The organism is Planomonospora parontospora, assembly GCA_014647935.1.
In the GTDB taxonomy this organism is placed as follows: domain Bacteria; phylum Actinomycetota; class Actinomycetes; order Streptosporangiales; family Streptosporangiaceae; genus Planomonospora; species Planomonospora parontospora.
The window spans coordinates 107,579-128,377 of sequence record BMQD01000014.1 but is presented as its reverse complement, the minus strand read 5'-3'; the positions used below and the strand labels follow the sequence as shown (position 1 = coordinate 128,377).

Here is a 20,799-nt window from a genome sequence, read left to right as displayed (position 1 = left end):
TCACGCGCAGGCACCGTCGTCCCCCGTATGTTCGCCGGGTGGGCCCGACTCCCCGGAGAGCAGACGGGAGAGAAGCGCGTCGCGGAGCTCAGCGGTGGTTCGGCAGATCTGCTCGTGAATCGCGATCTTCTCGTTCAGGGCGCCGAGTGCTCGGCCTATCGACTTCTGCGTGCGCATGGGAGGAAGCGCGACCGGAAGCGTGCCGAGGGCTCCGGTGCTGATGCTCGGGACGGCGGTTCCCGCGACGTTGCGTCTGAACCAGTCCTGCACGGACGGATGGCTCAGATAGTGGTTGAGGTAGAGCGGGTCGACGTCCTCACCGGGGCGCAGTCTGATGATGCCCGTTCCGAAGATCCATCCCGTGTGCTCCGCGGTCGCCAGGGCATGTCTGCCGACGCCGCCGGTCCGCACGCATACGATGTCCCCGGACGCGAGCCGATAACGGCCCAGCTTCCCGGCGGACTCCTCGGTGATGCCGTCGGGAGTCCCCGTCAGCCTGCCGTCCGTGACGTTCCTCGGCTTCACCACGCGGACAGGACCGCCCGAGTCGGCCGGAGTGCTCGCCCCCGCCCTCAGTTCACAGACGTCGACGAGCGGGACCTCCCGCCACATCTCAGGGAGCCTTCCCGTCAGCGACCGGGGCATCCGAGGTTCCTCATCTCGCGCTCGATCCGCACGTCGACCACCGCCGCCAGCCTGTCGAGGCGCTCCAGCTCCCACCGGAGGGCCTCGACCGTTCGTCCTCCACCGGATGCGCCGGTCGCAGTCCCGGTGTACTTCCGGGGATTCAGGTTGTATCCGTGCCGACGGATCGTCTCCAGTGGCACTGCGGCGGCCGATCCGAGGCGATCGCCGGTGCCTTCTCCCCGCCGCCAGCCGTCGACGGTGCCGGCCACCGCCTCGATGTCCGCGTCGGTGAGTTCCCGACGGGTGCGGCCGACCGTTCGCCCCATGCCGGAGGCATCGATGAGGAGTGCTTCGTTCCGACGCGTGCCTGGAGGGGCCAGCAGCCAGATGCCGACGGCGACGTCCGTTGAGTGGAAGAGCCGGGGAGGCAGGACGATCACGCCTTCGACGCAGCCGTCCTCCACCATGCGGGATCGGATCACGTTCTCTCTCGGGTTCTGCGAGAAGGCGGTGTTGAGCGCCATGAGAACGGCTGCCCGTCCACCGGACGCGAGCAGCCCGGCCACGTGCTGCAGCCAGGCGAAGTCGGCTCTGTGCGCCGGCGGCGGTCCGTAGAGCCAGGTCCCGTGGTCCTGAGGGCCGTCGGGGCACCAGCCGCCCATGTTGAAGGGCGGATTGGTGATGATCCAGGTGAATGGGCCGTGTGGATGGGTCGCGCCGCACAGGGCATGAGCCGGCTGGATGCGCAGTTCTGCGTCTGCGCTGTGCAGCTGCAGGTTCATGCGGGCCAGCGCGAGCGACTCGGCGTTCAACGCGGTGCCGTGCACCTGGAAGGACGTGCGGTCGTTCGTCCCCCGGGCGTGGATCGCCGCTGCGGTGAGGAGCTCGGCCGTTCCGCAGGCGGGATCGTAGACCTCTCGTGCGATGTCCGGCGCGGAGAAGCGGACCAGGGCGCGCACCACGGATTCGGGAGTGTGGAACTCACCACCGCGGCGGCCTTCGAGCGTGGCGAAACGGCCGAGGAGCACGTGGAAGGCTTCGGCCTCACCGAGTTCGCCGGCGAAACGGTCGACGATGGCGGCGATGTCCGCGAGCTGCCGGGCGGTCCGGTCGTTCGCCCGGAGGTCTCGCAGCGCGATGTGAACCTCAGGGGACCTGTCCTCCAGTGCCGGGACGGCCTGCTCGATCCCCTTGATGGCGCCACGACGGGCGGCGGCCCATCCGTCCGCGTTCCGGGACCGCAGGTAGACGAGGCCGAGTACGAGGTTCCGGTAGCGGAGCACGTCCACCGGGCCGCGCAGTCTCAGGAGGTCCTCCCACAAGGAGTCCGTCGTGTTCGACCCGGTGGAGGAAACGCTCTCCGGTGTTCCAGGTGAGGGTCCGGGGGATCCTTCCCCGGCTGATGCCGCGAGGTTCCTGCGGAAGCGTTCACCGTAGGTCGAACCCGCCCGCTCTCCTGCCACGCGCGCGTTGCTCGGGATCGTCCGTTCGTCCAGCCACGCGGTGATGGCACGGATCTCGAAAAGCTCCTCTCCCCCGAGGTTCACCGCCTTGGGAAAGTCCTGATGGCGGCGTGCCCAGTTGGTCACGGCGGGACGTCGCACCTCGGCCAGCCGTGCGATGTCGGACCGGGACAGGTGGCCGTCAGGCATGGCCGCCGCCTTCGCCCCCCGGTCTCCGACCGAGTATCTCCGGTACCCGGTCGAAGCCCTGCAACCATGTGACGACCTCGGGCTCGAGGTAACCCAGGAGCCGGTAGATCTTGGCATGGTCGGCGGGCAGATGCCGATGGTGGATGGGTTCGTGATGCATGATCCGGTTGCGGAGCAGCACCATGGTCTGAAAGTTGTCACGCAGCGCGGACCTGCGGCCCGCGTAGTGGGGAAAGGCCCGGTGCAACGAGGGAACCCACAGATGGCGGTCGTAGGAACTGCTCAGCAGGGATACCCAGAAGCCGAAGGACAGCTCTGCGACCACGTCGTCGGCCGTGGGGTGACCGACCCCTTTGCGTCGCAGGTCGTCTCGGGCTTTCGCGACCTTGCCCGCGTCGTGTTTCTTCAGCGGCGCGGCCTCCCACCAGTCGGCGCGGCCGTACCTCTCCAGGAGCCTATCGTGTACGGCGTTCCGCAGACCGACCTCAAGGCAGTGCAGAGAGCCGTAGAAGGCCTGTGATATCTCGATGTTCCAGCGGTACAGGCGCCAGGCTCGCGCACGGTCTCCGTGGCAGGCGTCCAGATAAGGCTTCAGACGGGGCTCGGAGAAGGCCCGTCTTGACCATTCGGGCAGCTCAGAACTCACGATGACACTCCTGGAAGTATCCGTTGTGGGGGGATGGCGCCGGTGGGTACACTCAAGACGTACGCCCCGGGTCCGCCTCTGCTTCGCATGCTGCCCGGGGCACGGCTTTTTCTGCGTCAGCCTGGTCGGCCCGGCCGAATGAGCTCGCCGCCCCGAAGAGAACTCCGCTGCAGGGATCACAGTACCCGCTCCTCCCTGTACACTCAAGCGTATAGCAATACAAAAAACTGTTAAGGCCATCCGTGTGCGGGGTCTCGTCCTGTCACCGCGCACGCCCGCCATCCGTCGGAGGACCTTGAGGAAGCTGCCGGGCGAAGGCAGGTTCGGCGGAGGCGGTGGTCTCACTCCCGCCGGAGGTCCCGGCCGGTCAGGTGCTCATCGTTTCGCGATGACCGGGAGCCGCTCCGGACGCCGGACGATGTGCCCGGTGGTCCACGGCACGGCGTCCGCCGGTTCGGCCAGGGCGAGGCCGGGGAGCCGCTCGGTCAGCACGGCGAGCGCCTCGATCAGCTCCAGGCGGGCCAGGTTCGCGCCGAGGCAGTAGTGGGCGCCGCGGCCGAACGCCAGATGCCCCGGACCGTCGCGGCCGATGACGAAGCGGTCGGGCTCGGGGAAGACCGCGGGGTCGTGGTTGGCCGCGCAGGGCGGGGCCATGACGGCCTCGCCCCGCCGTACGCGGCCGCAGGAGAGCTCGACGTCCTCGGTGGCGACGCGGAGCAGGCCGACGTCCCCGGGCTCCTCCATGCGGAGCAGCTCCTCGACGGCGGGCGCGACCAGCTCGGGGGAGTCCACCAGGCGGGCGTACTCGCCGCCGGGGCCCAGCAGCCGGAGCAGGGCGCGGGACAGCACCGAGGCCGTCGTCTCGTGACCGGCGAGGAAGAGCCCGAGCGTGATGCGGATCAGCTCCTCCTCGTCGAGCTTGTCGCCTTCGTCGTGGGCCTCGATGAGCGCGGTGAGCAGCCCGTCACCGGGGGCGAGGCGGTGCGCGGCGATGAGCTCGGCGATGTAGGCCCCGAACTCGATCATCGCGGCGATCTGCTCGTCGGGGGTTAGCGCCGAGGTGGAGAGCGCGGCGTCGGACCACTCCCGGACCCGCTCGACGTCGAGGTCCTCGACGCCCATGACGTCGCAGATCACCTGGACCGGCAGCGGGAAGGCGAAGCCGGAGACGAAGTCGACCGGGCCGTCCTGCTCCAGCATCCCGTCGATCAGCCGGTGCGCGACCGCGCGCACCCGGGGCCGCCACGCCCCGATCTGCCGGGGGGTGAAGGTCCCCGACAGCAGGCGCCGCAGCCGGGTGTGGCGCGGCGGATCCATGGAGATGATGCTGCCGGGCGCGTCGGCGATGTCGAACCCGGGGAGGAAGCGCGGTGCCCCGGGATAGTCGAGCTCCCGGGAGAAGCGCGGGTCGCTCAGGACCGTGGCGACGTCGTCGTACCGTACGGCCAGCAGGGCGCGGTCCCCGCTGGGCATCTCGACCGGTCCGAGGGGCTCCTCGCGGTGGCGGCGGCCGTACTCGGTGGGAGGGCCCTGGTGCGGCCCGGGGGCGAACGGGAACTGCGCGGCGTCCGACATCAATCGACCGTATCAACGGAACCCCCGGCCGGGAAGGAGCCTTCCCGGCCCTCCCGGCGGAGAGCCACCCCCGGATCCGCCGGGTCCCGGTCGGGCGGCGGCACCGGGCCCGAGGCGGCACCGGCCACCGGGCGGAGCCGCCGGGCCCAGGGCGGTGCGCGCACGCCGGTTTTCCCCGCCGGGACGGGGGCATTCGCCCGTCATGATGCGCAACCTGGTCAGAGGAGCCGCAGGAGGAGTGCTCGCCACCGCGGTGATGAGCGTGGTGATGGTCGCCGGGGAGAAGGCCGGGCTGATGGGCGACCAGCCGCCCAAGCGCATCGTCCGCGCCGCCCTGCCCGGGCACCGGCACCGCTCCAAGCCCGGCGAGGGGGTCCTGGGCGCGATCGCCCACTTCGGGTTCGGCGCCGGCGCGGGGGCGGTGTACGGCCTGCTCTCCCGCGGGCGGCGGATCGCTCCGCCGCTGGGCGTCGTCTACGCCCTGGGGATCTGGGTCGGCAGCTACGCGGGCTGGGTGCCCCGCCTGGGGATCCTGCCCTCGATCCCGCGCGACCGGCCGGGGCGCCCCCTGGTGATGGGCACGGCCCATGCGGTGTACGGCGCGGCGCTCGCTCTCGCGCTGAACCGGATGAACGGCGGGGACCGCGCCGGGTGCGGGGACGACGGGCCCGGCACGGCCCCGCAGGCCTCCGTTTCCGCAGGTCCTCCCGGCCTTTCCCGGGTATGAACCCGTAGGGCCCCGTCGGGGGCCGTGCGCCGACCGAGCGGAGGCGGGGAAATGGAGATCGTGTCGTTCCGCACCCCGGGCCTGGGCGACCAGAGCCACCTGCTGGTCCACGAGGGCGTGGGGGTGCTCGTCGACCCCCAGCGCGACGTCGACCGGTTCCTGCGGGTCGTCGCCGAGCGGGACGTGGAACTGCGGTTCGTGCTGGAGACCCACCTGCACAACGACTACGTCTCGGGCGCCGAGCAGGCCGCCCTGCGCACCGGGGCCGAACTGGTGCTGCCCGCCGCCGCGGCGGCCGCCTACCGGCACACCCCCGCCTTCCACCTGGAGGACCTCGCGGGCGGGCGGGGCCTGCTGGTCCGCCCGATCCACACTCCGGGCCACACCCCCGAGCACACCAGCTACCTGGTGCTGGCCGACAGCGAGCCGGCGGCGCTCTTCTCCGGGGGCAGCCTGCTGGTGGCCTCGGCCGGCCGCCCCGACCTGCTGGGCCCCGAGCGGGCCCGCACCCTGGCCCGCCTGCAGTGCGGCTCGCTGCGCCGACTGGCGGCCCTGCCCCCGCAGACCGGTCTGTTCCCCACCCACGGCGAGGGCTCGTTCTGCACGTCCTCCGGTGCGGGCCGGCACACCTCCACCATCGGGGCGGAGCTCACCGGCAACCCGCTGCTGGCCCTCGCCACCGGCCGCACGGCCTCCGCGGCGTCCGGGGCCTCCACGGGCGCCGCGGACGGAGTCTCCACGGGCGCCGCCGACGCCGCGGAGGCCTTCGCCGACGCGCTGCTCGCCGAGCCGATGCCGATCCCGGCGTTCTACCGGCACATGGGCAGAGCCAACACCCTCGGCGTGCCGCCGATGCCCTCGCCGAGGGTTCCCGAGCTCACTGCCACCGCTGTGCCCGCGGAGGCGCGGGCGGTCGACGTCCGCCCGCGGAGGGCGCAGGCCCAGGGGGCCCTTCCCGGATCCGTCGGGATCGAGCCGGGCGACGACTTCGGCAGCTGGGCCGGGTGGCTGCTGCCGTACCGGACGCCGATCGTGCTGGTCGCGGAGCGGGACCAGGACGTCACCGAGGAGGTCGTCCAGCTCGCGCGGATCGGGATGGACGAGGTCCGCGGCGTCGTCCGCGACCTCGGCCCGGCGGCCACGCAGACCTTCACGCTCGTGGACCTGTCCGCCTTCCTCCGGCATCTCGCCCTGCCCGGCGCGCAGGTGCTCGACGTGCGGATGCCCGCCGAGCGGAAGGCGGCGCGGCTGGAAGGCGCGGTGGAACGCTTCCTGCCGGACCTGGTGACCGAGGGCGTCCCGGCGGACCTCGACCGGGACCGTCCCGTGCTGGTCGCCTGCGGTTCGGGCCGCCGGGCCTCCATCGCCGCGACCCTGCTGGCCGGGGAGGGCCACCGGCCCGTCGTGCTGACGGACGCAGGGATCCCCGACGTGGTCGCCGCCCATGCCGCGCACCGCGCCGCCTGACCCGACGTGATCGCCGCTCGCACCGCGCCGCTTGACGGTCCGCGGAGGGAAGCACCGTGGGAAGCACCACAGGAAACGACCGAGGGCCCGGTCGCCGTCTCCGGCGATCGGGCCCTCGGCCTCGGGAAATCACTGCAACGTCGGGGTGACAGGATTTGAACCTGCGACCTCTTCGTCCCGAACGAAGCGCGCTACCAAGCTGCGCTACACCCCGGTGCACGCCGTCTTGCTCGTGCTTGGGAAAGTCTAGCGGACTTCGTGGATGCTTGTGCCACCCCGGCGGCGCGGCACGAGCGTGAGGAGCGAAGCCTCCGGGAAGCAGGCGAAGCGGACCGGGGAGTACGGGCTGGTGCCGAGGCCCGCGGAGACGTGGAGGTAGGCGGCGTCGTGGCGGCTCAGGCCCTTGACGCGGGCCCGGTCGATGCCGCAGTTGGTGACGAGCGCACCGTAGAACGGGACGCAGAGCTGACCGCCGTGGGTGTGCCCGGCCAGCAGGAGCTGGTAGCCGTCGGCGGCGAAGCGGGTCATGTTGCGGGGCTCGGGGGAGTGCATCACGCCCAGGCGGAGGTCGGCGTCCGCGGGGGCGGGACCGGCGATCCGGTCGTAGCGGTCGTGGTCGATGTGGGAGTCGTGGATGCCGCCCACGGCCACGTCGAGGTCGGCGACCTTGATCCGGGCGGTGGTGTTGTTCATGTCGAGCCAGCCCTCGGCCGCCATCCCGGCGCCGAGTTCCTCCCAGGGCAGGTCGGGCGTGTTGCGGCGGTTGTCGCCCTTGGAGGTCCGCCACAGGTAGCGCGCGGGGTTCTTGGGGCGCGGGGAGTAGAGGTCGTTGGAGCCGTACACGAACAGGCCGGGGCGCCGCAGCAGGGGCTCCAGGGCGTGCAGCAGGGCGGGGACCGCCTCGGGGTGGGCGATCGAGTCGCCGGTGTTCACCACCAGATCGGGCCGGAGGTCGCCCAGGGAGCGGACCCACTCGATGAGCAGCCGGCGGCCGGGGGTGAGGTGCAGGTCGGAGAGGTGGAGGACGCGCACCGGACGCCGTCCGGGCTCCAGCACCGGCACGTCGAAACGCCGCAGCCGGAACGCGTTGCGCTCGATGACCGAGGCGTAGGCCAGACCGGCCAGGCCGGCGCCGAGCAGGGACAGGGGCACTGCGGCTGCTTTCCTCACCCCTCCATCATGCCCGAGCCGGGCCGCCTATCCGGCCCGCCGGACGGAAACCCGGAATACAACCGGGCTGGTGAGGCGGCAAGATGGACCGCATGAGCGCATTGAAGGACAAGCTGAAGGCCGATCTGACGGCCTCGATGAAGAGCAGGGACGAGATCCGCACCCGGACGATCCGGATGGCCCTGGCGGCGGTGAACGTCGAGGAGGTCTCGGGCAAGACCTCCCGCGAGCTGACCGACGACGAGATCGTCAAGGTGCTGACGAAGGAGGCCAAGAAGCGCCGCGAGGCGGCCGAGGCCTTCGGCGGGGCCGGCCGCACCGAGCAGGCGAAGGCCGAGATGGACGAGCAGGCCATCCTGGAGGAGTACCTCCCGGCCCAGCTCTCCGACTCCGAGCTCGCCGCGCTCGTGGAGGAGGCCCTCGCGGAGAGCGGCGCCTCGGGACCGCAGGCGATGGGACAGGTCATGAAGGTCCTCAACCCCAAGGTCGCCGGGCGCGCCGAGGGCGGCCGGGTGGCCCAGGCCGTACGGGCCCGCCTGGCGGGCTGAGCGCCAGGCCGTACGGGCCCGTCCGGGTGGGCTGAGCGCCAGGCCGTACGGCCCGCCTGGGCGGTTGAGCGCCAGGCCGTGCGGGCCCGTCCGGCGGGCTGAGGTCCCGGAAGGCGCCTTCGGGCCGACAACGTGAAAGAGAGCCCTCCCCGGCCGTCACCGGCCTTGAGGAGGGCTCTCTTCGTTTCACGTCACCGCCGTGGACGGTCAGGGAATGATCGGGGCGCCGCCGTTCACGCCGCCCCAGTCCGCCGGGGACTCCACGTCGTTGCCGCCGTCGCCGCCACGGCCGCCGCCGTCACCGTCGACCTTGGCGGGCTTCTTGGGCGGCGGGGCGCACCGGCCGGCGGAGCAGCCGCCGAAGCGCTCCATGTTCACCGGGGTGAACGGCGTCGCCTCCACGCCCTTCAGCGCGCCGATCATGGACTGCTTCCAGATCGGCCCGGCGATCGAGGCGCCGTACACGTGGGAGTAGTAGCGTCCGCCGATGGTCACGCCGACCAGGTCGTGCTGGAAGGCGCCGCGCGGGTCGCCGATGCTGACCGCGGAGGCCAGGTCGGGGGTGAAGCCGGCGAACCAGGCCGCGGTGTAGTCGTCGGTGGTGCCGGTCTTGCCCGCCGCGGGGCGGCCGATGCCGCCGACGCCGCTCATCGTGCCCTTGGTGAACACGCCGGACATGATGTGCGAGGCCGCGTCGGAGACCTCCTCGTCCAGGACCTGCTTGCACTTCGGCTTGTAGGAGGTGGCCTTGTTGTTCCGGTCGCGGATCTCGGTGATGGCCATCGGCTTGCAGTAGGCGCCGCGGGCGCCGATCGTCGCGTAGGCGGCGGAGACCGTGACCGGGTCCATCTCGTTGGTGCCGAGCGTGAAGGTCTCGAACTCCTTCAGCGGCTGCCCGTCGGCGCGCTTGATGCCCAGCTTCTGGGCCGTCTTGACGGTCTCGCAGAGCCCGACCACCTCCTCCAGCTTCATGAAGAAGGTGTTCACCGAGCCGAGGGTGCCGGTGGTCAGGGTCTTGAAGCCGCCGCCGCCCTCGCTGGAGTTTTGGACCGGATGTGAGGGATCGCCGACCCGGTTGCCCTTGCAGTCGCGGAAGGCGCTGCTGCTCGGCGCGTGGTAGGTGGAACCGGTGCTGAAGCCGTCGTTCAGCTTCATGCCCTTCTCCAGGGCCGCGAGCAGGGTGATGGGCTTGAAGGTGGAGCCCGCCTGGAACCCGGCGCCGCCGCCGTGCAGCACGTCGGCGGCGAGGTTGTAGCTGATCTCGTTCTTCTTCTTGTTCTGCCCGAACTTGCGGCTGGCGGCCATCGCCTTGATGGCCCCGGTGCCCGGCACGACCATGGCCTGCGAGGCGACCGGCTTGTCGGTGGTCTTGACGTAGGCCTTGATGGCCTTCTCGGAGGCCTTCTGCGCCTGCGTGTCGAGCGTCGTCTTGATCGTCAGGCCGCCGCGCTGGAGGAACTTCTCACGCGCCTCGGCGGTCTTGCCGAAGTCCTCGTTGTTGAGGATCTCGTGCTGGACGTAGAGGCAGAAGTAGGGGTAGGGGCTCTCGTCGCAGCCGCCGGGGACCGGGACGTCCTTGTAGCCGAGCTTCTTGGCCTTGGCCTCCTCGGCCTCCGCCTTGGTGATCTTGCCGAGTTCGGTCATTCGGTTCAGCACCGTGTTGCGCCGCTCCAGCAGCCGGGCGCGGGCGGCCTTGCCGGTGTTGGGGTCGGTCACGCTGGGGTTCTGCACGGCCCCGGCCAGCGTGGCGGCCTCCCACAGGGTCAGCTTGGAGGCCGGCTTGTCGAAGAACCGCTTGGCGGCGGCCTGGATGCCGTGCGCGCCCGCGCCGAAGTAGGAGATGTTGAGGTAGCGCTCGAGGATCTCCGACTTGGTGTACTTCTCCTCGATGGCCAGCGCGTAGCGCAGCTCGTTGAGCTTGCGTTCGAGGGTGGGCGCCTGGGCGGCGGCCTGCTCCTCCTTGGTCTCGGCGCTGTTGACCAGGACGAGCTTGACGTATTGCTGGGTGATCGACGAGCCGCCCTGCACGACGCCGCCGCCGGAGAAGTTCCGCACGGCGGCGCGGGCCGTGCCCTCCAGGTCGATCGCGCCGTGCTCGTAGAACCGGTCGTCCTCGATCGCGACGATCGCGGTCTTCATGACGTCGGCGATCTGGTCGAGTCTCACCGACTCGCGGTTCTCGTAGTAGAACTGGGCGAACTGCTTGCCGTCGGCGTCCAGCAGGACGGTCCGCTCGGGCAGCGGGGGCTCCTTGAGCTCCTCCGGCTGCAGGTGCAGCTCCTGGATGGCGGACTTCACCGTCACGCCCGCACCACCCATCGCCGGAAGCGCGATGGCAGCGACCAACACCCCCGCGGCGGCGCCCGCGGTGACGAGCCGCAGGACGTTCCCCACTGCCGACTTCTGATCTTTGCCTTGAGCTTGCACGAGAACAAGAGTACGTCGGGTGGACGGCTCGAACGGTAACGGAACACCGTTCGCGCTTGGCGTTCCCTTGAATCAAGGACAGGTAACTAGTCATTCCCGGCCACATGGCCGCCCATGACCATGCAAGAAATTGGTCCCGCCGGGGTCTGTCCGCCCGAACGTCTGATTGCGTACGTTCTCTTTCTGCGGCAACTGAATACGGAAGCCCGACGACCGCGCCCGTCGGCTCCAAGTCACGACTGACCACCTAAGGGGAGTGGGGTCGAATGTGGATCACGGATTGGACGTCCAGCGCGGCCTGCAAGGGTGCGGATCCTGACGCGCTGTTCGTCCAGGGCGCTGCCCAGAACCGAGCGAAGCTCATCTGCCGAGGGTGCCCGGTCCGAACCGAGTGCCTCGCCGACGCGTTGGACAACCGCATCGAGTTCGGGGTGTGGGGCGGGATGACCGAGCGGGAACGCCGGGCGCTGCTGCGCCGGCGACCCGACGTCGACTCCTGGCGGGACCTGCTGGAACTGGCCAAGGAAGAGTACGAGCGGACGAACGAGCTGATCGCCGGCTGAGCCCGCGAGCCGCCCCGGCATGATTTCGACCCCGTACGGCCGGCGCCGCCCGCCGGCCGTACCCATGTCGTCCGAGCCCGGTCCGTGCGTGTTCGTTCCGCGCCCGCCTGCGGCGCGGAACGGCGTGCCGGCGCCCGGTGCGAGACCGGACCGGGCGGTCCCGGGCGGATCCGGGTCAGGCCGCCGGGCGCCACCGCCCGGCCAGGAGCTCTCCCACCTCGCGCAGGCCCTCCAGGTCGTGCACGTCCGTGGGCATCGCGGCGACCTGGACGATCGGCACCGTGGGGTGGGCGGAGACGAAGTGCTCCTGCTCGCGGTGCTCCCGGGCGGCCAGCTGCATGCGGTCGGCGTGCAGCCGCAGCACCGCGGAGGTCAGCTCGTGCTCGCCCCGCGCCTCCAGGTCCTCGGCCGCCGCGCTGCTGCGGGCCGCCGACAGCCCGGAGACGGGCGAGCGGTGGACCCGGTTGACCACGAGCCCGGCCAGCGGCATGCGCTCCTCGGCCAGCCGCTCCACGAAGTACGAGGCCTCGCGCATCGCGTCCCTCTCGGGGGCCGCGACGACCACGAACGCGGTCCCGGGGGCCTGCAGCAGCCGGTAGGTCTGGTCGGCGCGCGCCCGGAACCCGCCGAAGACGGCATCCAGGGCGGACACGAACGTCTGCAGGTCCTTGAGCACCTGAGCGCCCAGCAGCTTGGTCAGGGTCCCGGCGACGAACCCGAAGCCGGCGTTGAACAGCTTGAAGGCACTGCGCCCGCCGACCTTCGCCGGGGCGGTCAGCAGTCGGATGAGCCGCCCGTCGAGGAAGCGGCCGAGCCGTTCCGGCGCGTCCAGGAAGTCCAGGGCGGACCGGGAGGGCGGGGTGTCCACGATGATCAGGTCCCAGTCGCCCGACCGGCGGAGCTGGCCGAGCTTCTCCATCGCCATGTACTCCTGGGTGCCGGAGAAGCTGGACGACAGGGACTGGTAGAAGGGGTTCGTCAGGATCTGCCGGGCCCGCTCCGGGTCGGCGTGCGCCTCGATGATCTCGTCGAAGGTCCGCTTCATGTCGAGCATCATGGCGTGCAGCTCGCCCTCGCCCGTCACGCCCGCGACGGGCCGGGGCGTGTTGTCGAGCTCGGTCAGGCCCATCGACTGGGCCAGCCGCCGCGCCGGGTCCACGGTGAGGACCACGGCGCTGCGCCCGCGCTCGGCGGCGCGCAGCCCCAGGGCGGCCGCGGTGGTGGTCTTGCCCACGCCGCCGGAGCCGCAGCAGACGATGATCCGGGTGTTGCGGTCGTCGATGATCGCGTCGAGGTCGAGCAGGGGGGCGGTGCGGTGCCCTCCGGTCCGCTCGTTCATGCTGCTCCCTGGGTGCGGATCGATTCGGCCAGCTCGTACAGCCCGGCGAGGTCCACGCCGTCCGGCAGCAGCGGCAGCTCGTAGCGGGGCCGCCCGGCGGCGTCGAGCGAGGCCCGCTCCTGGCGTTCCAGCTCGGTGCGGCGGGCGTGCTCGACGATCTCCTCGGTGAGGGCCGAGGCCACGGCGGCGGCGTCGGCCCCGTCGGCCAGCCCGGCCGCCTTGAGGCCCAGCGCCAGCTCGTCCGGGTCGAAGCGGCCGGCCGCGGCCGCCTCGACGGCCTCCGCGGGCAGCAGCGAGGTCCTGACCATGTTGGTGAAGACGCCGCCGGGCGGCAGGCCCGCCGCCCGCAGCTCGGCCAGCCCGTCGAGGGTCTCCTGGACGGGCATCTCCTCCAGGAGGGTGACGAAGTGCACCGCGGTCTCGGGTGAGGCGACGACGCCGTTCACCAGGTCGGCGTGGTTCTTGATCGGGCCCATCCTGGCCAGCCCCGCGACCTCGTTGGTGACGTTCAGGAAGCGGACGATCCGGCCGGTCGGCGGGGCGTCGAGCACCACCGCGTCGTAGACCCGCCGGCCCTCCTTGCCCCTGCGCCGGACCGCCTCGGTCGTCTTGCCGGTGACGAGGACGTCGCGGAAACCGGGGGCGATGGTGGTGGCGAAGTCGACGATGCCCAGCTTGCTCAGCGCCCGGCCCGCCCGGCGCATGCCGTAGAACATCTCGAGGTAGTCGAGCATGGCCTCTTCGGGATCGACGGCCAGCGCGTGGACGTCGCCGCCCCCCGGCGCGACGGCGATCTTCCGTTCCTCGTACGGCAGCGGCGGCAGGTCGAAGATCTGCGCGATCCCCTGGCGCCCCTCGACCTCGACCAGCAGGACCTTCCGCCCGCCCGCGGCGAGCGCGAGGGCGAGCGCGGCGGCGACCGTGGTCTTCCCGGTGCCGCCCTTGCCGGTGACGACGTGAAGCCGTACCCCATCCCAGTCGGTGTCGCGCGCTTTCACAGTTCGAAGGCTACCCAACGGTTGCTTGGCGACTCGCTCGGGCCGTTGTTTGGGACGCGATTCACACCCTCGCGCGGCGGCCGGGCCCTGCGGGCCGCGCCGGGGCGCCCGGCGGGGGGAGGTCTCGCTAGTGTGTCTCGCATGACGAAGTGGGAGTACTCGACTGTGCCTCTGCTGGTCCACGCGACCAAGCAGATTCTCGACAACTGGGGCCAGGACGGCTGGGAGCTCGTCCAGGTCGTGCCGGGGCCGAACCCCGAGCAGCTGGTGGCCTACCTCAAGCGCCCGAAGGAGTAGGCGCGGTGTCCCCTGAGGAGAAGCTGGCCGAACTCGGCCTGGAGCTGCCCGAGGTCGTGCCGCCGCTGGCGGCCTACGTCCCGGCCGTCAGGTCGGGCGACCACGTCTACACCTCGGGCCAGGTCCCGATGGTGGACGGCAAGCTGGCGGCGACCGGCAAGGTCGGCGCCGAGGTGAGCGCGGAGGAGGGCCGGGAGATGGCCCGGATCTGCGCGCTCAACGCCCTGGCGGCGGTCGCGTCGGCGGCCGGCGGCCTGTCGAACGTGGTGCGGATCGTGAAGGTCGTCGGGTTCGTGGCCAGCGCCCCGGACTTCACCGGCCAGCCGCAGGTGGTCAACGGCGCCAGCGAGCTGCTCGGTGAGGTCTTCGGCGAGGCCGGGGTGCACGCCCGCAGCGCGGTCGGCGTCACGGTCCTCCCGCTGGACGCGCCGGTCGAGGTCGAGCTGATCGCCGAGGTCCGCTGACGGTCGCCCGGAACGGAGGTCCGCCGGCGCTCACCCGGGAGGTCGGTGATCGTGCACGAGGCCGATGATTGCCCGGGAGCGGGCCGTACCACATGATGGACCCGAAAACCGAGCAATGTTCGGGCGGGTTCGGGTGAAAGGTTCAGGCATGGGTGGGATTCCGCTTCCCGGGGAGCTCGGCGAGCGCGCGCGCGACATCCTGGCCGGGCGGTCCGAGCCCGTCCCGGCCCGGGACGCGGCCACCGTGGTCCTCCTCCGCGAGGGCCCCGAGGTCTACCTGCTCCGGCGGAAGGCGAGCATGGCCTTCGCCGCCGGTGCCTACGTCTTCCCCGGCGGTTCGGTGGACCCGCGCGACGCCGACCAGGCGGTCGCCTGGTCCGGGCCCTCGCCCGCCGCGTGGGGCGAGGTCTTCCGCGCGGACGAGGGGACCGCGCGGGGCCTCGTCTGCGCCGCGGTCCGGGAGACCTTCGAGGAGTCGGGCGTGCTGCTGGCCGGCTCGTCGCCGACCTCCGTCGTGGACGACACCACCGGGGACGACTGGGAGGCCGACCGGCTCGCGCTGATCGACCGGACCCTGTCCTTCGCCGACTTCCTCGGCAGGCGCGGCCTGGTCCTCCGGTCCGACCTGCTCCGCCCCTGGGCGCACTGGATCACGCCGGAGGTCGAGAGCAGGCGCTACGACACCCGCTTCTTCGTCGCCGCACTCCCGCCCGGCCAGCGCACCCGCGACGTCGGCGGTGAGGCCGACCAGGTCGTCTGGGTACGGCCCGGCGACGCGATCGGGCAGGCGGCCGGGGGGGAGATCTTCCTGATGCCGCCCACCCACCGCACGCTGAGCGAGCTGACCGCCTACGAGAAGGTCGCCGACGTGCTCGCGGCCGAGCGGGAGATCGTCACCTTCATGCCGCGGATCGCGGAGGTGGACGGCGAGATGCAGATCGTGCTCGACGACGGCTACCGGTTCGGCGCGGCGTGAGCGGGCGGAGCGAGCGAGCCGGGGGGCGCAGGGCGTCCGCGCATGCGGACTCCGAGCCTTCGGGCGAGGAGACCGTATGAGCGGGCTGCGGATACCGCTGGAGGGGCCCGACGGGGCGGGCACGGAGCACGCGCTCAACCTGCTGGCCCCCAACCCGTCCCCCATGACCCTGGACGGGACCAACACCTGGGTGGTCGGCCTGGGGGAGGAGGTGCTGGTCGTCGATCCGGGACCGGACGACGAGGCGCATCTCGCCCGGGTGACGGCGCACCTGCGGGACCGCAGGGTGACCGCGATCCTGCTCACCCACGGGCACCACGACCACAGCGGCGGCGCGCGCGCCTTCGCCGAGCTGACAGGGGCTCCGGTGCGGGCGCTGGACCCCCGGCACCGGCTGGGCGACGAGGGGCTCGGGGACGGCGACGTGGTCGGCGTGGGCGACCTGGAGCTGCGCGTGCTGGGCACGCCCGGCCACTCCGCGGACTCGCTCTGCTTCTGGCTGCCGGCGGACCGGGCGGTGCTGACCGGGGACACCGTGCTCGGCCGGGGGACGACCGTGATCGCCCCCGACGGCGACCTGGCCGACTATCTCCGCTCCCTGGACCGGCTGCGCGCCACCGCCGAGCAGGTCGGGGCCGAGGCGCTGCTCCCCGGGCACGGTCCGGTGCTGCCGGACCCGATCGGCGCGCTGGACGGCTACATCGCGCACCGGAGGCGGCGCCTGGACCAGATCCGGGCCGCGCGGGAGGGCGGCGCGGCCACGCCCGCGGAGATCGTCGCGATCGTCTACGCGGACGTGGACCGTTCGCTCCGGCCCGCGGCCGAGATGTCGGTCCGGGCCCAGCTGGACTATCTCGGCGACGTCTAGCCGTGCCGTACGGCGCTGCCCCCGCGCGCCCGGCGACGTCCCGGCGCTCGGGCGGCGCCGGGCGCGCGGCGGTGTCTAGCGCGAGCGGTTGTGCAGGCGCTCGATGTCCATGATGACCACGGCCTTGGCCTCGATGCGCAGCCAGCCGCGCTGGGCGAAGTCGGCCAGGGCCTTGTTCACGGTCTCCCGCGAGGCGCCGACCAGCTGGGCCAGCTCCTCCTGGGTGAGGTCGTGGTGGACCCGGACTCCGTCGTCGACCTTCTGGCCGAAGCGGTCGGCGAGGTCGAGCAGGGCCTTGGCGACCCGGCCGGGCACGTCCGTGAAGACCAGGTCGGCCAGGACGTCGTTGGTCCGGCGCAACCGCTGGGCCAGGGCGCGCAGCAGGTGCAGGGCGACCTCGGGGCGGCCGGTCAGCCAGGGGCGCAGGTCGTCGTGGCCGAGCCCGGCCAGGCGGACGTCGGTCAGTGCGATGGCGGAGGCCGTACGGGGGCGGGGGTCGAACAGCGACAGCTCGCCGAACATCTCGCCCGGGCCGAGCACGCTGAGCAGGTTCTCCCGGCCGTCGGGAGCGGTCCTGGACAGCTTGATCTTGCCTTCGAGGACGACGTAGAGCCGGTCACCCGTCTCGTTCTCGTTGAAGAGGGTCTGGCCCTTGGACAGCTGGACCTCCGAGACGCTGGTACGCAGGGCGGCGGCGCCCTCGCGGTCGAGCGCGGAGAACAGGGGGGCCCTGCCCAGCACGTCGTCGGTGTTCACGGTGCCTCCTTGTTGAGGTTTCACGCTTCGTCCTCGGGCCTGCCGCGCTCGCGTGACGCCGCCGGCGGACGGCCCGTCCCTCGTCCTCGTGTCCGCACGTCGTCCTCTGGCTCTGCGTTGATGTGGTGTCGTCGGCGCGGGCGCCCGTGACCGGTCCGCGGCGTCCGCAACAGCCATTGTGACTCATCGCACCACGGGGCTCGGCGGGGACCCGGACGCATAAGCTGTCGGGGTGCTTCGCGAAGACCCCCCGGCGGGCGAGTCCAGGCTCGCGCTGGTCCGCCGTGCCCGGCGGACGGACCGGATCCTGGCGGAGACCTACCCCGACGCCCACTGCGAGCTCGACTTCACCGATCCGCTGGAGCTGCTGGTCGCGACGATCCTGTCCGCCCAGTGCACCGACAAGAGGGTCAACCTCGTCACCCCAACGCTTTTCGCCAAATACCGGACGGCGGAGGACTATGCCGGGGCGGACCGGGCCGAGCTGGAGGAGATCATCCGGTCCACCGGGTTCTTCCGGGCCAAGACCGCCAGCATCATGGGCATGGCCCAGGCCCTGTGCGAGCGGCACGGCGGCGAGGTCCCCGGCAGGCTGAAGGACCTGGTCGCGCTGCCCGGCGTCGGGCGCAAGACCGCCAACGTGGTGCTGGGAAACGCCTTCGGAGTCCCGGGCCTGACCGTCGACACCCACTTCCAGCGGCTCGTCCACCGGTTCGGCTGGACCGCGGAGACCGACCCGGTCAAGATCGAGCATGCCGTCGCGGAGCTCCTGCCGAAGCGCGACTGGACGATGGCCTCCCACCGGCTGATCTGGCACGGCCGCCGCATCTGCCACGCCCGCAGGCCCGCCTGCGGCGCGTGCCCGCTGGCCGCCCTGTGCCCCTCGTACGGCACCGGCCCCACGGACCCCGCGCAGGCCGCGAAACTGGTGCGCCCCGGCCCCTCCTCGTAGCGGTCCCGCCGCGGGCCGGGAATGCCGGGTCCGGTGGCGGGGAAGCGCGGGCGGGGGCGACGTGTTGCAGAGACCGGAGGTGTGGCGGTGGAAGTGCCCGAGTGGTTGGAGACGCTTGCGGAGCGGGCCGCGGAGAGGCCGGTGCCGCCGGCGCTGCGCCCGCCGAGGTCGGGAGGGCGCCCGGCCGCGGTGCTGCTGCTGTTCGGCGAGGGGCCGCTCGGGCCCGACGTGCTGCTGATCCAGCGCAGCTCGCGCGGGCGGCGGCACGCGGGGCAGCCGGCCTTCCCCGGCGGCGGCGTCGACCCGGAGGACGGCGGCCCGGTCGCTGCCGCGCTGCGCGAGGCCGAGGAGGAGACCGGCCTGGACCCGTCGGGCGTGCACGTGGTCGGGACGATGCCCGAGCTGTACATCTGGCGCAGCGACAACCGGGTGACCCCGGTGATCGGCTGGTGGCACACGCCCAGCGCCGTGCACGCGGCCTCGCCCGACGAGGTGGAGTCGGTGGAGCGGGTGCCGGTCGCCGAGCTGGTCGACCCGGCCAACCGGCTCGTCCTGAGCCACCCGAGCGGTTACGCCAGCCCGGCGTTCCGGGTGCGGGGGCTGCTGGTCTGGGGGTTCACCGCGGGCGTGCTCGACGGGGTGCTCTCCGTCTCGGGCTTCGAGCGACCGTGGGACCGCTCACGGGTCGAGGACGTGCCCCCCGAGGTCCTGGCCCTGGCCTCCCGGGGCTGAGGCGTTCCCGGGTCCGGTGGATGGCGCCGTCCGTGTCCGTCCGTCCGTGTCCGGGCGCCGGGCGTCCGCGTGCCGGCCGTCCGTGCGTCGATCGTCCGTGCGCCCGGCCCTTCGTGCGCCGGCCGCGAGCATCCTAGGCGCCGCCGCCCACCAGGGTCATCCCCAGGCAGGCCCAGTCGGCCACGTCCTCGTCGGAGTCGTGGGCCAGGCGGCGCAGCGCGGCGAGCCCGGCGGGGTCGGGCGGGCTGCCGACGATGTTCGGCAGGGCGTAGGCGGCGCCGTACCGGACGCCGGCGTCGGAGTGCCCGGCCAGCTCGATCACCGAGGGCAGCGCGCGGCGGTCGCGCAGGTGGCCGAAGGCGATCAGCACCGAGTAGAGCACCATCGGGTCGTCCTCGCCGGCGGCGAGGAAGCGCAGGACCGGCAGGCTCCGGTCGGTGAAGCCCAGCCGCCCGAGGATGTCGACACCGAGCATGCGCTCGGCCGTGGTGGTCCCCCCGCACAGCCGCCGGGCCGCGGTGAAGGTCTCCAGATCGCCCCGTTCCTGCAGCTGGGCGATCGCCTGCCAGCGGATCGCACCGTCATGGTCCGGATCTCCCAGCGCCGTCTCGATCAGTGACGTGACGGACACCGGCCCCCCGATCGTTGCCATAGTGCAACGATAGCCACAACGGAGCTCGGAGAAGGGCTACGCGCGCGGGGCGGCTGCTGGATACCGTAAAGGGGTGAACGGCGATCTCCTCGACCTTGTCCTGATCGCCCTCATGGTGGCCTTCGCGGTGTCGGGATACCGGCAGGGGTTCATCATCGGGGCCATGAGCTTCGTGGGGTTCGTCGGCGGGCTGCTGCTCGGCGTCTTCATCGCCCCGCCGATCGCCGGCGCCGTGGTCGACGGCGACACCGAGCAGGCGCTGCTCGCCATCGTGATCGTCTTCCTCACGGCCATCATCGGCCAGTTCGCGTCGTCGACCATCGGTGCGGTGATCCGCAGCCACGTCACCTGGGAGCCCGCCAAGGTGGTCGACGCGGTCGGCGGCACGTTCGCCAGCGCGCTGGCGGTGCTGATCGGCACCTGGTTCATCGGCAGCCTGGTCGCCTCGTCCCAGTTCACCATGATCAGTGAGCAGGTGCACAAGTCGCTGCTGCTGGGCACCGTCGACGACGCGATGCCGCAGGCGGCCAAGGACATCCAGGACCCGATCAAGGACTTCATCGACAAGTCGGGCTTCCCCAAGGTGTTCGACGGCATCGGGGGCGGGCGCCTCGTCGAGGTGGCCCCGCCCGACCAGGGCGTGCTGAAGGGCAACCCGCGGCTGGAGCGGGCCCGCAGGAGCATCGTCAAGGTCCAGGGCGTCGCCTCGAGCTGCCGCAAGCACATCGAGGGCACCGGGTTCGTCTACGCCCAGAACAAGATCATGACCAACGCCCACGTGGTCGCCGGCGTCGACCAGGACCTGCAGATCATCGACCACCGCGGCGACTCGCGTCCGGCCAGGGTCGTGCTCTACAACCCCGACAGGGACATCGCGGTCCTGCACGTCCCCGGGCTCGACCTGCCGATCCTGCGCTTCTACGCCGGAGAGGTCGAGACGGGCGACGACGCGATCATCGCGGGCTTCCCGCACGGGCAGGGCTTCACCCCCAACGAGGCCCGCATCCGGGTGCGGCACAAGGCCAAGGGCACCGACATCTACGAGCGCAACAGCGTCGTCCGCGACGTCTACGCGATCCGCGGCCTGGTCCGCCAGGGCAACTCCGGCGGGCCGCTGCTCACTCCCGACGGCCGGGTCTACGGCGTCGTGTTCGCCGCCGCCCTCGACCAGCAGGAGACGGGCTACGTCCTGACCGCCGGCGAGGTGGCCCCGGACGCCGAGGACGGCTCCCGGCTGCTCAACCGGGTGGACACCCAGGAGTGCGACCACTGACCCCGTGCCCCGGCCCAGCGACCGGCATGGTTCTTGCGATCCCCGGCCCAGCGACCGGCCCGGTCTCTGTGGTCCCCCGCTCCTGCCTCA

21 protein-coding genes and 1 tRNA gene are annotated in these 20,799 nt (G+C 72.0%); 11 read left to right on the top strand and 11 right to left on the bottom strand.

Translation table 11 applies throughout. The features are described from left to right. The 4 genes from IEZ07_RS22100 to IEZ07_RS22085 form a co-directional block, all read right to left on the bottom strand. A complete protein-coding gene (locus IEZ07_RS22100) occupies window positions 1-612 on the bottom strand; it encodes a restriction endonuclease subunit S (protein WP_239320608.1) in 612 nt (203 codons plus the stop codon). A 17-nt stretch (window positions 613-629) separates the two neighbouring features. Continuing rightward, a complete protein-coding gene (locus IEZ07_RS22095) occupies window positions 630-2,216 on the bottom strand; it encodes an N-6 DNA methylase (RefSeq protein ID WP_191896464.1) in 1,587 nt (528 codons plus the stop codon). Between the two features lie 55 nt (window positions 2,217-2,271). After that, complete coding sequence (locus tag IEZ07_RS22090) at window positions 2,272-2,925, bottom strand: hypothetical protein (protein ID WP_191896463.1); 654 nt, start codon at window positions 2,923-2,925, stop codon at window positions 2,272-2,274. Between the two features lie 375 nt (window positions 2,926-3,300). Continuing rightward, on the bottom strand, window positions 3,301-4,500 hold the full coding sequence (locus IEZ07_RS22085) for a cytochrome P450 (RefSeq protein WP_191896462.1): 1,200 nt from the start codon (window positions 4,498-4,500) through the stop codon (window positions 3,301-3,303). Window positions 4,501-4,702: 202 nt separating this feature from the next. Here IEZ07_RS22085 and IEZ07_RS22080 point away from each other — a divergent pair, with 202 nt between their 5' ends. Next, a complete protein-coding gene (locus tag IEZ07_RS22080; RefSeq protein ID WP_204054598.1) occupies window positions 4,703-5,227 on the top strand; it encodes a DUF6789 family protein in 525 nt (174 codons plus the stop codon). Window positions 5,228-5,278: 51 nt separating this feature from the next. Beyond that, on the top strand, window positions 5,279-6,694 hold the full coding sequence (locus tag IEZ07_RS22075; protein ID WP_191896461.1) for an MBL fold metallo-hydrolase: 1,416 nt from the start codon (window positions 5,279-5,281) through the stop codon (window positions 6,692-6,694). Between the two features lie 140 nt (window positions 6,695-6,834). On the opposite strand, the gene IEZ07_RS22070 is transcribed toward IEZ07_RS22075, so the two are convergent. Both IEZ07_RS22070 and IEZ07_RS22065 read right to left on the bottom strand, forming a co-directional pair. Continuing rightward, window positions 6,835-6,908, bottom strand: a tRNA-Pro gene (locus IEZ07_RS22070). Window positions 6,909-6,940: 32 nt separating this feature from the next. Next, complete coding sequence (locus tag IEZ07_RS22065; RefSeq protein WP_068898045.1) at window positions 6,941-7,864, bottom strand: metallophosphoesterase; 924 nt, start codon at window positions 7,862-7,864, stop codon at window positions 6,941-6,943. A 92-nt stretch (window positions 7,865-7,956) separates the two neighbouring features. Here IEZ07_RS22065 and IEZ07_RS22060 point away from each other — a divergent pair, with 92 nt between their 5' ends. Then, on the top strand, window positions 7,957-8,412 hold the full coding sequence (locus IEZ07_RS22060) for a GatB/YqeY domain-containing protein (protein ID WP_191896460.1): 456 nt from the start codon (window positions 7,957-7,959) through the stop codon (window positions 8,410-8,412). A gap of 207 nt (window positions 8,413-8,619) precedes the next feature. Here the strand turns inward: IEZ07_RS22060 and IEZ07_RS22055 are convergent, their stop codons facing one another. Continuing rightward, window positions 8,620-10,806, bottom strand: a complete 2,187-nt coding sequence (locus IEZ07_RS22055) for a transglycosylase domain-containing protein (protein WP_307729033.1) — start codon at window positions 10,804-10,806, stop codon at window positions 8,620-8,622. Between the two features lie 299 nt (window positions 10,807-11,105). Here IEZ07_RS22055 and IEZ07_RS22050 point away from each other — a divergent pair, with 299 nt between their 5' ends. After that, a complete protein-coding gene (locus tag IEZ07_RS22050; protein ID WP_068898049.1) occupies window positions 11,106-11,402 on the top strand; it encodes a WhiB family transcriptional regulator in 297 nt (98 codons plus the stop codon). A 175-nt stretch (window positions 11,403-11,577) separates the two neighbouring features. On the opposite strand, the gene bagB is transcribed toward IEZ07_RS22050, so the two are convergent. Then, window positions 11,578-12,741 (bottom strand): ATPase BagB, encoded by a 1,164-nt coding sequence (bagB, locus tag IEZ07_RS22045; protein ID WP_068898051.1) that lies wholly within the window; start codon window positions 12,739-12,741, stop codon window positions 11,578-11,580. Beyond that, the gene (bagA, locus tag IEZ07_RS22040; RefSeq protein WP_191896458.1) at window positions 12,738-13,739 is read right to left on the bottom strand and encodes an ATPase BagA; all 1,002 of its coding nucleotides are present in this window, start codon (window positions 13,737-13,739) and stop codon (window positions 12,738-12,740) included. Before bagA ends, bagB begins: the two co-directional genes overlap by 4 nt. Window positions 13,740-13,880: 141 nt before the next feature. On the opposite strand from bagA, the gene sp36 reads away from it, so the two are divergent. The 4 genes from sp36 (at window position 13,881) to IEZ07_RS22020 (ending at window position 16,344) form a co-directional block, all read left to right on the top strand. Further along, a complete protein-coding gene (sp36, locus tag IEZ07_RS22035; protein WP_141703503.1) occupies window positions 13,881-14,036 on the top strand; it encodes a Sp36 family protein in 156 nt (51 codons plus the stop codon). Window positions 14,037-14,041: 5 nt separating this feature from the next. Then, on the top strand, window positions 14,042-14,500 hold the full coding sequence (locus IEZ07_RS22030; protein WP_191896457.1) for a RidA family protein: 459 nt from the start codon (window positions 14,042-14,044) through the stop codon (window positions 14,498-14,500). A 148-nt stretch (window positions 14,501-14,648) separates the two neighbouring features. Continuing rightward, window positions 14,649-15,476 (top strand): NUDIX hydrolase, encoded by an 828-nt coding sequence (locus IEZ07_RS22025; RefSeq protein WP_191896456.1) that lies wholly within the window; start codon window positions 14,649-14,651, stop codon window positions 15,474-15,476. A gap of 76 nt (window positions 15,477-15,552) precedes the next feature. After that, the gene (locus IEZ07_RS22020; RefSeq protein ID WP_191896455.1) at window positions 15,553-16,344 is read left to right on the top strand and encodes an MBL fold metallo-hydrolase; all 792 of its coding nucleotides are present in this window, start codon (window positions 15,553-15,555) and stop codon (window positions 16,342-16,344) included. Window positions 16,345-16,419: 75 nt separating this feature from the next. Here the strand turns inward: IEZ07_RS22020 and IEZ07_RS22015 are convergent, their stop codons facing one another. Further along, the gene (locus IEZ07_RS22015) at window positions 16,420-17,100 is read right to left on the bottom strand and encodes a Crp/Fnr family transcriptional regulator (RefSeq protein ID WP_189238410.1); all 681 of its coding nucleotides are present in this window, start codon (window positions 17,098-17,100) and stop codon (window positions 16,420-16,422) included. Between the two features lie 232 nt (window positions 17,101-17,332). Here IEZ07_RS22015 and nth point away from each other — a divergent pair, with 232 nt between their 5' ends. After that, on the top strand, window positions 17,333-18,052 hold the full coding sequence (nth, locus tag IEZ07_RS22010; RefSeq protein ID WP_191896454.1) for an endonuclease III: 720 nt from the start codon (window positions 17,333-17,335) through the stop codon (window positions 18,050-18,052). A gap of 87 nt (window positions 18,053-18,139) precedes the next feature. Continuing rightward, window positions 18,140-18,784: an NUDIX hydrolase gene (locus tag IEZ07_RS22005; RefSeq protein ID WP_068898357.1), complete on the top strand. Its 645-nt coding sequence runs from the start codon at window positions 18,140-18,142 to the stop codon at window positions 18,782-18,784. 133 nt (window positions 18,785-18,917) lie between these two features. Here IEZ07_RS22005 and IEZ07_RS22000 read toward each other — a convergent pair whose 3' ends face one another. Continuing rightward, on the bottom strand, window positions 18,918-19,436 hold the full coding sequence (locus tag IEZ07_RS22000; protein WP_191896452.1) for a HEAT repeat domain-containing protein: 519 nt from the start codon (window positions 19,434-19,436) through the stop codon (window positions 18,918-18,920). 73 nt (window positions 19,437-19,509) lie between these two features. Between IEZ07_RS22000 and IEZ07_RS21995 the strand changes: the two genes are divergently transcribed. Continuing rightward, complete coding sequence (locus tag IEZ07_RS21995; RefSeq protein WP_068898067.1) at window positions 19,510-20,709, top strand: MarP family serine protease; 1,200 nt, start codon at window positions 19,510-19,512, stop codon at window positions 20,707-20,709. The last annotated feature ends 90 nt before the right edge of the window (window positions 20,710-20,799 follow it).